At 68.1% G+C, this 12,394-nt stretch carries 12 protein-coding genes and 1 pseudogene; 4 read left to right on the top strand and 9 right to left on the bottom strand.

The window, feature by feature from the left end:
• The first annotated feature begins 61 nt into the window (after nucleotides 1–61).
• Nucleotides 62–1,036 carry a GlxA family transcriptional regulator gene (locus A9X05_RS05695; RefSeq protein WP_067757796.1) on the top strand — a complete coding sequence of 325 codons (975 nt, stop codon included), beginning with the start codon at nucleotides 62–64 and terminating at the stop codon, nucleotides 1,034–1,036.
• Here the strand turns inward: A9X05_RS05695 and A9X05_RS05690 are convergent.
• From A9X05_RS05690 to fabG, 6 genes are all read right to left on the bottom strand, one after another.
• The gene (locus A9X05_RS05690; RefSeq protein WP_067757799.1) at nucleotides 1,033–1,395 is read right to left on the bottom strand and encodes a hypothetical protein; all 363 of its coding nucleotides are present in this window, start codon (nucleotides 1,393–1,395) and stop codon (nucleotides 1,033–1,035) included. The two genes, A9X05_RS05695 and A9X05_RS05690, sit on opposite strands and share 4 nt — an antisense overlap.
• 68 nt (nucleotides 1,396–1,463) lie before the next feature.
• Complete coding sequence (locus A9X05_RS05685) at nucleotides 1,464–2,156, bottom strand: GntR family transcriptional regulator (RefSeq protein WP_067757802.1); 693 nt, start codon at nucleotides 2,154–2,156, stop codon at nucleotides 1,464–1,466.
• 2 nt (nucleotides 2,157–2,158) lie between these two features.
• Nucleotides 2,159–3,352 (bottom strand): acyl-CoA dehydrogenase family protein, encoded by a 1,194-nt coding sequence (locus tag A9X05_RS05680; protein ID WP_067757804.1) that lies wholly within the window; start codon nucleotides 3,350–3,352, stop codon nucleotides 2,159–2,161.
• Complete coding sequence (locus A9X05_RS05675) at nucleotides 3,349–4,503, bottom strand: CoA transferase (protein WP_231968826.1); 1,155 nt, start codon at nucleotides 4,501–4,503, stop codon at nucleotides 3,349–3,351. The genes A9X05_RS05680 and A9X05_RS05675 overlap by 4 nt, the downstream gene beginning before the upstream one ends.
• A gap of 65 nt (nucleotides 4,504–4,568) precedes the next feature.
• Nucleotides 4,569–5,795: an acetyl-CoA C-acetyltransferase gene (locus A9X05_RS05670; protein WP_067757809.1), complete on the bottom strand. Its 1,227-nt coding sequence runs from the start codon at nucleotides 5,793–5,795 to the stop codon at nucleotides 4,569–4,571.
• The gene (gene fabG, locus A9X05_RS05665) at nucleotides 5,792–6,589 is read right to left on the bottom strand and encodes a 3-oxoacyl-ACP reductase FabG (protein ID WP_082950238.1); all 798 of its coding nucleotides are present in this window, start codon (nucleotides 6,587–6,589) and stop codon (nucleotides 5,792–5,794) included. Before fabG ends, A9X05_RS05670 begins: the two co-directional genes overlap by 4 nt.
• 116 nt (nucleotides 6,590–6,705) lie before the next feature.
• On the opposite strand from fabG, the gene A9X05_RS05660 reads away from it, so the two are divergent.
• From A9X05_RS05660 to A9X05_RS05650, 3 genes are read left to right on the top strand one after another with little or no spacing between them, the layout of a single operon-like run.
• Nucleotides 6,706–7,899 (top strand): acyl-CoA dehydrogenase family protein, encoded by a 1,194-nt coding sequence (locus A9X05_RS05660; RefSeq protein WP_067757812.1) that lies wholly within the window; start codon nucleotides 6,706–6,708, stop codon nucleotides 7,897–7,899.
• Nucleotides 7,899–8,720 (top strand): mycofactocin-coupled SDR family oxidoreductase, encoded by an 822-nt coding sequence (locus A9X05_RS05655; RefSeq protein ID WP_067757815.1) that lies wholly within the window; start codon nucleotides 7,899–7,901, stop codon nucleotides 8,718–8,720. The genes A9X05_RS05660 and A9X05_RS05655 overlap by 1 nt, the downstream gene beginning before the upstream one ends.
• A gap of 48 nt (nucleotides 8,721–8,768) precedes the next feature.
• Nucleotides 8,769–9,197 (top strand): pyridoxamine 5'-phosphate oxidase family protein, encoded by a 429-nt coding sequence (locus tag A9X05_RS05650; protein ID WP_067757818.1) that lies wholly within the window; start codon nucleotides 8,769–8,771, stop codon nucleotides 9,195–9,197.
• 5 nt (nucleotides 9,198–9,202) lie between these two features.
• Here A9X05_RS05650 and A9X05_RS05645 read toward each other — a convergent pair whose 3' ends face one another.
• The 3 genes and pseudogenes from A9X05_RS05645 to A9X05_RS05635 form a co-directional block, all read right to left on the bottom strand.
• Entirely contained in the window at nucleotides 9,203–10,279 is a 1,077-nt protein-coding gene (locus A9X05_RS05645; protein WP_067757821.1) for a phosphotransferase family protein, read from the bottom strand.
• 87 nt (nucleotides 10,280–10,366) lie between these two features.
• Nucleotides 10,367–12,103 (bottom strand): ABC transporter ATP-binding protein, encoded by a 1,737-nt coding sequence (locus tag A9X05_RS05640; protein WP_067757823.1) that lies wholly within the window; start codon nucleotides 12,101–12,103, stop codon nucleotides 10,367–10,369.
• Nucleotides 12,100–12,394, bottom strand: a pseudogene (locus A9X05_RS05635) (iron ABC transporter permease); the annotation flags it as partial. The pseudogene A9X05_RS05635 and the gene A9X05_RS05640, both read right to left, overlap by 4 nt.

Genomic DNA, 12,394 nt, shown 5'->3' with positions numbered 1-12,394 from the left:
CGGCCGCACCCGGCAAAACCAGTGGCTGGATTGACACTATCGACCGGTATATTGCCAACCCATGCACTCCGTCGCGATCCTGGCCGAGCCGGACGTCATCGCGTTCGATCTGGCGATCGCGATCGAGGTATTCGGTCGTGTCTGCCTCCCGACCGGCGCGCCGGGGTACCGCGTTCGGGTTTGCGGCGCGGACCCCGTCGTTCCGGCCGGACCGGTGCGGATCGCCACCGATTGCGGTCTGGGGGAACTCGCGAACGCCGATACCATCGTGGTGCCCGGGCGCAACGACGTCACAGTGCCGACGAGGGAGGACGTCATCGCGGCACTGAAGTCGGCGTACGGCAAGGGGATTCGCATCGCCTCCATCTGCAGCGGCACCTTCACCGTCGCGGCCGCCGGGATTTTGGATGGAAAACGCGCCACCACGCATTGGTCGGCCGCCGACCTGTTTTCCGCCGTGCATCCCGCCGTCAGACTCGATGCCGCCGCGCTCTACGTCGACGAAGGCCAGGTTCTCACCTCTGCCGGGGCGTCCGCGGGACTCGACTTGTGTCTGCACATGGTTGCGCGCGACTACGGCTCGGCGGCGGCCGCCGACGCCGCCCGGTTGGCGGTCACGCCCCTTCACCGCACCGGCGACCAGGCTCAGTTTGTCATCCGCCACCGGGCAAGGTCCGACACCGAACTCGATGGCCTGCTGGTCTGGCTGGAGGGCAACGCGCACCTGCCACTGACGCTGCGCGACATCGCCCGGCAGGCCGCCACCAGCGAGCGAACCCTCAACCGGCGGTTCAAGACGGAAACGGGACAAACGCCGATGCAGTGGGTGAACAGCGTCCGGATCAAGCACGCCGGGGAGCTGCTAGAGCGCAGCTCCGACAGCGTCGAATCCATCTCGCACCGAGTCGGTTTCGCATCAGTGACCAATTTCCGCGAACAATTCCGCCGGCTGGTGGGGGTGGCGCCGCAGAGCTATCGCAACGCCTTTCGCGCCAAGAACCACGGCACCCGTGCGTGCTCCGGCGAGACGCCCTAGGAGACCCGCGTCCAGGGCTGACAGTTCTGCGACTCGAAAGCCTTGACCGCCGTGTTGATGTTCGCGTACATCGGGCCGATCGAGGTGTTCGTCTGGAGTACATGCTCTTTGTTCGCGTCCGGCGTGCTGTAGGTGAACCACGAGCACATCGAGTCCTGGGTCGGCACGTTGTTGATCCAGACGCCGAAGGCCGACCCCGAGCCGCCCGTGTGATAGAGGCCCGGCGCGATGTCGGGGCCCACGACAAAGACACCGTTGCCGGGTATCGGGTCCAGTGGGTCGGCGACGGCCGGCGGCGCGAGAGCTATCACGACCACGGCTACACCGAAGAGAGCCGACGTACGGATCGTTCGGGGCACTTTTCCTCGCTTTATGTTGTCGCCCCCTCTCAGGGAGAATATGCCGAGGCGGGCGCGGGAAACAACACTTATCCCGAGGCCGGAGGGCTCCCGTCGACGACCACGCCACGCGCGGTCAGGTGGTCGATCAGCGGGACCGCGCCCGCGGCGAGATGCTGTGACATCGCCGCGCGGGCGAGTTCTTCGTCGCGTTTCTTCAGCGCGGACAGGATCCGGCGATGGTCCCTCATCGACTGTTCCGGCCAGCCCTCGATGGCGGGGAACACCGATTCGGGCGCATAGCGGGTGATTTGGGACATCAGCTGGGCAAGTTTCGGCGAATCGGCGGCGACGTTGATGGCCCGGTGGAACTGATGATTCAGCCGCACCGTCCGTTCGTCATCGTCACCGGCGTAGGCGTCTTCGAGCTCCGCTTGGATCTGTTTGAGTTCGCGCAGTTGGTCGTCGGTGATGTTGATCGCGGCACGGGCAGCCAGTTCGCCACCGACGTGGGCCTGCACGTTCGCGACGTCGGTGACGTCGCGACCGGTCACCGGCAGCACCATGAAGCCGCGCCGGGGCCGCTGGTCGATCAAACCTTCCGCGCGCAGAGCGAACAGCGCTTCCCGCACCGGAGTGACACTGATGCCCAACTCGGCGGCAAGTTGATCCAGGCGGACGTAGGACCCGGCGACGTAGGTGCCATCGAAGATCCGCTGGCGGATCAAGCGCGCGACATCGTCCGAAAGCTGCGGCCGCGCGGCGAAATCCGGAACCGTCATCACTACACCTGGTACTCGGCCAGCAGCCGTTTGCTGATGATGTTCTTCTGAATCTCGCTGGTGCCCTCCCCGATCAGCAGGAAGGGCGCATCCCGCATCAGCCGCTCGATCTCGTACTCCTTGGAATAGCCGTAGCCGCCGTGGATCCGGAAGCTCTGCTGGGTGACCTCGGTGCAATACTCGCTGCACAGGTATTTGGCCATCCCGGCGGCGACGTCGTTGCGCTCCCCCGAATCCTTCAGCCGCGCCGCGTTGACCATCATCAGGTGCGCCGCTTCGACTTTGGTGGCCATCTCGGCCAGCTGGAACGCGATGGCCTGATGCTCGGCGATGGGCTTGCCGAAGGTGTGGCGCTGTTGGGCGTAGCGGACCGCGAGCTCGAAGGCGCGGATGCCGACGCCACAGGCGCGCGCCGACACGTTGACCCGGCCGACCTCGATGCCGTCCATCATCTGGAAGAAACCCTGCCCGGTGATGCCGCCGAGGATGTCATCGGCACCGGCCTGGTAGCCGTCGAAGATCATCTCCGTCGTTTCGATGCCCTTGTAGCCCAGCTTGTCGATCTTGCCCGGAATCTGCAGCCCGGGAACGACTTCACCGAAGCCGACCGGCTTCTCGACGAGGAACGCGGTCAGATTGCGGTGCGGCTTGTCCGAGCCTTCGTCCGTGCGCACCAGGACGGCCACCAGCGTGGCCGTGGCGCCGTTGGTCAGCCACATCTTCTGCCCGTTGATCGTGTAGTTGCCATCCGGATTGCGCTGGGCCCGAGTCCGGATCGCGGCCACGTCGGAACCCAGCTCCGGCTCCGACATCGAGAAGGCGCCACGCGTCTCACCGGTCGCCATGCGTGGCAGGAACCGCTGTTGCTGCGCGTCGGTTCCGTGCTGGCGCAGCATGTAGGCCACGATGAAGTGGGTGTTGAGGACGCCGGACACGCTCATCCACCCGCGGGCCAGCTCTTCGACGCACAGCGCGTAGGTCAGCAGTGACTCTCCCAGGCCGCCGTACTCCTGGGGAATCATCAAGCCGAACAAACCCATGTCGCGCATCTGGTCGACGATGTGCTGCGGGTAGGTGTCGCCGCGTTCGAGCTCCGCGGCGTTGGGGATGACTTCCTTTTCGACGAATTGCCGCACGGCGGCGACGATTTCGGTCTGGAATTCCGTCAGTCCGAGGGTCTGGGCGAGTCTGGTCATGCGTCGTCTTTCCGTTTCGGGCTTCTGCGCCGGTCGATCGTGTTCGCGTCCGTCAGCCGTTCGATGTCGGCCGATGTCAATCCCAGGCGCCGCTGGAGAACCTCGGCGGTGTCTTGCCCCAGGGCGGGCGCGGCCGCGCCGGCGGGGTGCTCGCCGTCGAATGCGAGCGGCAGCCCGGCGGCGAAATAGTCGCCCAGACCGGGTTGGTGCAACCGGGAAAACATGGGGTTGGCGGTCACCTTGGGGCCCGCGGCGACCTCCGCGAAGGTTCGGTAGCGCTCGAAGAGCACCGTGGTCTTTGACAGCGTGGCCGTGATCTCGTCGGCCGCATGACTGCTGAACCAGGTGGCGAACAGACCGGACAGGACGGCACGGTACCGGTAGCGGTCGCCCTCGGAGTCGAAGTCGACGCCCAGCGCATCGGCGAGCGCCGACACCGCGGCGCCGGTGCCCGTGACGTCGACCAGATCGCGAAAATGCCTGCGGGTCAAGGTGACCACCATGAACCTTGCGCCGTCACCACTGGCGAAGTCCTGCCCGTACTGGCCGTAGATGGCGTTGCCCAGCCGTTGCCGTTGGGTCCCGGTGACCTGCGGCTCGGTCAGGAGTCCGAGGGTTCCGGCAATGGATAGCGCGACGTCCTCCAGCGCCAGGGTGATCCGCGCGCCCAGCCCGGATTCGTCCCGCCGGCGGACGGCGGTGACCACGGCGAGCGCGGCGTACAGGCCGCAGCACACGTCCCAGGCCGGCAACACGTGGTTGATCGGCCCGGCGTGCTCGGCCGGACCGGTGACGAGCGGGAATCCGATGCCGGCGTTGACCGTGTAATCCACGCCGGTAGAACCGTCACCGCGTCCGAGCAGCTGGACGTGGATGACGTCGGAACGCTTGGCGGCCAACGCGTCGTGACCGAGCCAGGACAGCCCGGCGGCGTTGGTCACCACCACGCCGTCTCCCTCGACGATGAGCCGCTGAACCAGGTCCTGCCCATCCGGGGAACGCAGATCGATGGCGGCAGAGCGCTTTCCCTTGTTCAGGCCGGTCCAGTAGATCGATGTACCGTCGGCCGCCAAGGGCCAGCGCTGGACGTCGGAGGCACCGCCGATGGGATCGACCCGAATCACCTCGGCGCCAAGCTGACTCAGCGTCATGCCGCACAGCGGGGCGGCGACGAAGCTGGACACCTCCACGACCGTGAGACCGCTCAGCGGGCCGGTCACGTCGGGGCGACCCGCTCGAACACCGCGGCGAGGCCCTGGCCGCCGCCGATGCACATGGTCTCCAACCCGTAGCGCGCCTCGCGGCGGTTGAGCTCGCGCGCCAGCGTGGCCAGCATCCGGCCACCCGTCGCACCGACCGGATGGCCCAGCGAGATGCCCGATCCGTGCACGTTGGTCCGCTCGTGGTCGGCGGCACCGAAATTCCATTCGCGCATCACCGCGAGCGCTTGCGCGGCAAAGGCTTCGTTGAGTTCGATGACGTCGATGTCGGACAGCCGCAGGCCGGCCTTGCCGAGCGCCGCCTCGGTGGCCGGCACCGGACCGATGCCCATGATGTGGGGAGCGACGCCGGCCAGCCCCCACGACACCAGGCGGACCAGCGGCGTCAGACCGCATTCGCGCGCCTTTTCGGGCGTGGTCACCACGCACATCGACGCCGCGTCGTTCTGCCCGCTGGCGTTGCCGGCGGTGACCGTCGCCTCCGAATCCTCGCTCGCCAGCACGGGTTTGAGCTTGCCCAACGACTCGACCGAGGTGTCGGCGCGCGGATGTTCGTCGGTATCGATCAGCTCCTCGCCATGGCGGGTAGGCACCGCAACGGGAATGATCTCCTCTGCCAGCACGCCGTCCTTCTGCGCGGCAACCGCGCGCTGGTGCGACCGCACCGCCAGCTCGTCTTGCTCCAGCCGGGCGATGCCGTACTGGCGGCGCAGATTCTCGGCCGTCTCCAGCATGCCGCCCGGCACCGGGTGATGCCGACCGCCGGCGGTGGTGCGGCCACGCGCCAGCCCGTCGTGCACCCGGACACCGGTACGCGCTCCGCCCCAGCGCATGTCGGTGGAATAGAACGCGACGTTGCTCATGCTTTCGCAGCCGCCGGCGACGACGAGATCGTGGTCGCCATTGCCCACTTGCAGGCACGCCTGGATCACCGCCTGCAGGCCCGACCCGCAGCGGCGGTCGACTTGCATGCCGGGCACCGTGACCGGCAGCCCGGCATCCAGCGCCACCACCCGTCCGATCGCCGGCGCCTCACTGCTCGGATAGCAGTGGCCGAGGATGACGTCCTGCACCGCGTCGGGCGAGATCCCGGTTCGTTCGAGGAGGCCCTTCAGCGCGGCGACCCCCAGGTCCACGGCGGTCAGCGACTTGAACACCCCGCCGTAGCGGCCGATCGGGGTCCGGACGGGTTCACAGATGACCGTCTCGCGCATCGCGCTCATAGATGCCGGCCGCCGGTGATCTCCATGACGGTCCCGGTCATGTACGAGGACAGGTCGGAAGCCAGGAACAGCGCCACGCTGGCGACTTCACTCGGTTCGCCGGCCCGACCCATCGGCACCTCGGCGACCTTGGAATCCCAAATGCGCTGCGGCATAGCCTCGGTCATCGCGGAGCGGATCAAACCGGGGGCGATCGCGTTCACCCGGACGCCCAGGTAGGCCAACTCTTTGGCGGCCGCCTTGGTCATTCCGACGATGCCCGCCTTGGCGGCCGAGTAGTTGGTCTGGCCGACCATGCCGACCTTCCCCGACACCGAGGACATGTTGATGATGACGCCCCGCTTGTTCTCCCGCATGACGGCGGCGGCCAACCGGGTACCGTTCCAGGTTCCCTTCAGATGCACGGCGATGACCTGATCGAACTGCTCCTCGGTCATCTTGCGCATCGTCGCGTCCCGGGTGATCCCGGCGTTGTTCACCATGATGTCCAGGCCGCCGAAACGCTCGACGGCGGTCTGGATCAGGGTCTCGACGTCGGACGCCTGCGTCACATCGCATCGGACCGCCACCGCGACGTCGTCGCCGCCCAACTGCTTCGCCACGACCTGGGTTTCTTCGAGATTCACGTCGCCCAGCACAACTCGTGCCCCCTCGGCGACAAAGCGTTCCGCGATGGCCAGACCCAGGCCCTGCGCGCCGCCGGTGATTACCGCGGTCTGACCTGTCAGCATCGACACCTGATTCCCGCCTCCCTCTGCTTTGGTCCCCGGGACGCCCCGGCAGTCGAATATCATATTTCATATAGGATCTGCTCCGGTGCCGGGTTCCCTATCCGGGCCGTCACACTCGCCGGCCGCTCGCGGCTGAGTTGTCCGCCACCAACGAGGTGCCAAAGTAGGAGCATCCGACCATGACCACCGCCGAACAACCCGAGGTCTCCGACGACGATTTTCGGGAGATCCTCGCCCAGACCCGTCACTTCGTCTGCACGGCCGTGGTCCCACGCGAACAGGAGATCCTCACCGAGGATCGGGTGCCCGACGACCTACGTGACCAGGCCAAGAAGATGGGGCTATTCGGGTACGCGATCCCGCAGCGGTGGGGCGGCCTCGGCCTGAACCTGATGCAAGACGTCGAGTTGGCGATGGAATTGGGTTACACCTCGCTGGCACTGCGCTCGATGTTCGGCACCAACAACGGCATCGCCGGCCAGGTCCTGGTCGGCTTCGGCACGGACGAGCAGAAATCCCGCTGGCTGGAATCGATGGCGTCGGGCGACGTCGTCGCATCCTTTGCGTTGACCGAGCCGGGGGCCGGATCGAACCCGGCCGGACTGCGAACCAAAGCCGTTCGCGAGCAAGGTGATTGGATTATCTCCGGGCAGAAGCGCTTCATCACCAATGCGCCCGTGGCCGACCTGTTCGTGGTGTTCGCGCGCACCCGGCCGGCCGACGACCAGGGTCCCGGGATCGCCGTATTCCTGGTCCCCGCGGACGCGCCGGGCGTCGAAGTCGGCAGCAAGGACGCCAAGATGGGTCAGGAAGGCGCGTGGACCGCGGACGTCGGCTTCAACGACGTCCGGGTCGAGGGCGGCGCACTGATCGGCGGCAGCGAAGACATCGGCTATCGGGCCGCGATGACCTCGCTGGCGCGGGGCCGGGTCCACATCGCCGCCCTCGCGGTGGGCGCCGCGCAACGCGCGCTCGACGAATCCGTCTCCTACGCCGCCACCGCGACACAGGGCGGCACGCCGATCGGACAGTTCCAGTTGGTCCAGGCGATGATCGCCGACCAACAGACCGGGGTGCTCGCCGGCCGCGCGCTGGTGCGCGAGGCCGCGCGACTCTGGGTCTCCGGGGAAGACCGCAGGGTCGCGCCGTCGGCGGCCAAGCTGTTCTGCACCGAAATGGCGGGTAACGTGGCCGATCTCGCGGTGCAGGTGCACGGCGGCAGCGGTTACATGCATGGCGTCCCGGTCGAGCGCATCTACCGTGATGTGCGGTTGCTGCGGCTCTACGAGGGCACCAGCGAGATTCAGCGGCTGATCATCGGATCCAATCTCGTCAAAGCGGCGCAGCGCACGACCACAACGAAGGAGCGTTAATGGCAGGCAAGCTCGAAGGCAGGGTCGCGTTCATCACCGGGGCCGCCCGCGGCCAGGGGCGGGCGCACGCCGTCCGGCTGGCGCGGGAGGGCGCCGACATCATCGGCGTCGACATCGCCGGCAAGCTGCCGTCCTGCGTGCCCTACGACCCCGCGACTCCCGACGACCTTGACGAGACCGTTCGCCTGGTCGAAGAGACCAACCGGCGGATCATCGCGTCGATCGTGGACATCCGCGACTTCGAGGCGCTCCGCAAGGCGGTCGACGACGGCGTCGCCGCGCTCGGGCGGTTGGACATCATCGTCGCCAACGCCGGCGTCGCGGCGCCGCAGGCCTGGAACGAGATCACACCCGAGGACTTCCGCGCCGTCATGGACATCAACGTGACCGGCACCTGGAACACCGTGATGGCCGGCGCGGACAAGATCATCGAAGGCGGTCGCGGCGGCTCGATCATCCTGATCAGTTCCGCGGCCGGCATGAAGATGCAGCCGTTCATGGTGCACTACACCGCCAGCAAGCACGCCGTCACCGGGATGGCCCGGGCCTTCGCCGCCGAACTGGGCAAGCATTCGATCCGGGTCAACAGCGTGCATCCCGGGCCGGTGAACACGCCGATGGGCTCGGTCGACATGGCCGTCGCGGTGGGCAAAGCCATGGAGACCAACCCGCAGTTGTCCAACGTGCTCACGCCGTTCCTGCCCGACTGGATGGCCGAGCCCGAGGAGATCGCCGACACCGTGTGCTGGCTCGCCAGCGACGAGTCGCGCAAGATCACCGCCGCCCGGATTCCGGTCGATCAGGGCTCGACGCAATACTGAGCGGTTCCGGGGGGAATACATTCGGCCTGATCGGCGCTTGGAGGCGACATGAGGCACTTCACCGAGAGCGAACGTCAGGAATTTTTGGCCGGCTTGCATGTCGCGGTCCTGTCCGTCGACGCCGCCGACGGCCGGCCGCCGGCCAGCGTTCCCATCTGGTACGACTACACCCCGGGCGGGAACATCCGCATCATGACCGGGGCGTCCAGCCGCAAGGCGGGGCTCATCGAGCGGGCGGGCAAGGTGACGCTGGTGGTCCAGCGCGAGGAACCGCCGTATCAGTACGTGGTGGTCGAGGGCTCCATTGTCGACACCGCCAAGCCCGCACCCACCGACGTGCAGGAGTCAGTCGCCATCCGCTACCTCGGCGAGGAGGGCGGCCGCGCCTTCGTCCGAAGCATGGAGGGCGTGGAAGAGGTGATGTTCACCATTCGCCCCGACCGCTGGCTCAGCGCGGACTTCACCGGCGACCTGTAGAGGTCTCAGCCGATCAGGTCCAGCGTTCCCAGCTCGCGGATCGCTTGACACCCTCGGGCGAGCATGGCCAGCACCATGTCGTCGCCCCGCTCGGTGGCGGCGGCGAAGGCAAAACCCAGCGCCGAGATCAGCGGCGCCTGCAGGACCCCGAGCCGGTAGTCGCGCCAACATGTTTCGCGGTCGTAGCCGGTGACGCCGCCGGCCGCCAGCGCGCGATGATAGTCACCCACGAGCTGTTCTTCGATGGTCGCGCGCAGCTGCGGATTGAGGCTGGTCGCGGTGAAGTAGGCCAGATCCCGGGCCGGCAGCCCGACGCCGAGCGTCTGCCAATCGACCACGCTGACCCGGGTCCGGTCCGGGTCGAACAGCAGGTTGTCCAGGCGGTAGTCGCCGTGCAGCAGGGCGAACCGGTCGTACTCGGACAGTAACCACGGCGTCACCAGACCCATTGCCGCGCTGAAGGTCTCGCGGTCGTCGGCGCTCATCCGGTCGCCGAGCTTGTCGAGCGTGATGTCGGCGCTCATCTTCGCCACCTCGCCCATGCCGCCGGCGCCGGCCTCGTCCGGCCTGCCGAAGGCGATGCCCGGGAAATCGAGCCAGAATGGATCGCACCAGCTGGGCGCGTGCAGGCCGGCCAGGGCGGTGACCGCGAGTCGCGCTTCGGCTTCACCGCAGCCGGCGAGCTGATCGCCCTGCACGGCCGGCGCCTGATCGGCGAGCAGCAACGCGAAGTCCATTGCGTCGTCGGTGATCTCGGAATAGAAGCACTGCGGCGTCGGCACCTGCACCCGCTCCGCCACGGACGAATAGAACGCGCACTCGCTGCGATATCCGAGGACGACCCGGTCACGCACGGTGTCGTCCTGCGACGGCAGCTTGATCACGAACGTTTGCGGAAGGTCGACAGCCTCGGTCGCGTAGCGGGCGGTCACCCGATAGGTCGCGCCGGTCTGCCCCGTGCCGATCGGGGTCACGTCCACGTCGGTGACCTCGACGGGGGTGCCGCGTCCGCTCAGCGCGGCCGATAACCATTGCGGGGTTACGTCGGCGGGATACCGCGGAATCGACACCACAGCACTCATGAACAGCGCGCCTCCTGTACCCGGACGGCCCCGTCCGACTGACAAACTGTAAGGCATACCGCAAGAGTTGCGGTCAACTGCTTCACATTAGTCGGCGAGAATGCGCCATTCGGCGGCCTCGTGCTGCTGGCGCCAGAACTCGTCGAAACGTCCACCCGCCGCGAGCAATTCGCCGACAGTTCCGTCCTCGACCACTCGACCGTCGTCCAGGAACAGGACACGGTCGGCGTGACTGATGCTGGCCAGCCGGTGCGCGACGATCACCTGGGTGCGCGCCCGCGGATCGAGTGTCAGCGCGTCGACCACCGCGGCCTCGTTCTCGGTGTCCAAAGCGCTGGTCGCCTCGTCGACCAGCAATATCGGGGCCGGCTTGAGCAGCGCCCTCGCGATGCTGACCCGCTGGCGTTCGCCCCCGGACAGCGCCGAGCCGGCTTCGCCGACGATCGTGTCGGCGCCCTCGGGCAACCGGCCGATGAGTTCGTCGACGCGGGCGAGGGTCACGGCCCGCTTGAAGCGGTCATCGCCGGCGCCGGGGTCGCCGGCGGACACGTTGTCCCGGATCGACCCGTGGAACAGGTAGGGATGCTGGAACACGACGCTGCTCGCCGCCCGGCGGGTCTCGGCGTCCAGCGTCGCCGCGTCGACGCCGTCGATCAGGACCCGGCCGCGGGTCGGTTCGTGCAGTCCAGCGATCAGCGCCAGGATGGTGCTCTTCCCCGATCCGGACGGGCCGACGATCGCCGTCGTGCTGCCCGGCGCCAGGGTGAAGCTCACCCCGTCGAGCACCGGCGCGGTCGCATCGCCATACCGGAACTCGACGTCGTCGAACTCGATGCGGGGCGCCGCCGCGGTGACGGGCAGCGTGGCGGGCCCGGAGCTCATCAGTGGCGCCGTGAGCACCGACCGGATGCGGTCGAGCGTCGCGCGGGTGCTCTCCAGGGCCGGCGCCAATTCGCTGATCGTGGTGAACGGTTCGAGGTAGCGCACGATGACGACGATCAAGGCGATGGCCTCGGGCATCGAGAGGGTCCTGTCAACCGTCAGCGCCGCGGTCGCCCCCGCCAGCAGGATGAGCGACAGCTGGCTGGCCAGGCTGAACAGCAGCTGACCCGGGACCTGCATGGACAGCAAGCGCATGGTCGCCCCGTGTTGCGCGGCGAGCGCGTCGCCGACCAGGCTGCGCGCCGGTTCGACCCGCCGTGCGGCCCGCAGCGCCTGCTGGGTGCGGGCGAATTCGATGATCCGCTCGGTGAGCCCGCCGTTGGCCTCGTCGGCTGCGGCGTCGGCGCGCCGCGTCAGTCGCGCTGAGGCCCACAGCGCACCCAAGAGCAGCGGCACGCCGCCGAGTGCGGCCGCGCCGAGCTGCCACGAGATCGGGAGTAGGGCGACCGCGATGGCGGCGGGCAGCAGGATGGCGGAGATCAGCGGCGTCAGCAGGTTGACGACCAGGCCGACCAGTTCCGGCCCGGTGGCGGCGATGGCCTGGCGCGCCGTCGCGGTGTGCTCGGCGGTGAACCAGTCCAGCCGCACGCCGGGCAGCCGGTCCGCGACGTCGTGCTGGCTGTGGTCGAGGACGGCGAACCCGAGATCGAAGCCGATGCGCGCGGTCGCGGTGTCGATCACCCATCCGACGACGGTGGCGGCCGTGAGCCAGGCGAGCCACCCGAGCGCGCGGTGCGGGTTGTCGAACAGGGCGCCCACCAACGGCACCAGCAGCACGGTGGCCGCCGCCCGCACCACTACGGACAGCAACGCGAGCGCGGCGTAGGCGATGAGCCCGGCCCGGCGATCCGCGGGCACCAGCCCCAACCAGGTGCGGATCATCGCGTCCCCTCCCGAGCGGTGGTGGCGGCAACCGGGTCACGCCGGCCGCCTTCCCACAGCCGCCGGTATCGGCCGTCGGCGGCCAGCAACTCGTCGTGCGTGCCGCCTTCGGCGATCCGGCCGTGGTCGAGCACGACGATCTGGTCGGCTCCGGTGACCGTGTGCAGCCGATGGGCGATCACCAGGACGGTGCGATGCCGGGTCAGCCGGTTAAGCGCTTGCTGCACAAGGTATTCCGATTCGGGGTCGGCGAACGCGGTGGCCTCGTCGAGGATCAGGACCGGGGTGTCC

The sequence above is a fragment of the Mycobacterium sp. E3298 genome, assembly GCF_001666895.1.
Lineage (GTDB): Bacteria > Actinomycetota > Actinomycetes > Mycobacteriales > Mycobacteriaceae > Mycobacterium.
This window is presented reverse-complemented; position numbering and strand designations above follow the sequence as displayed.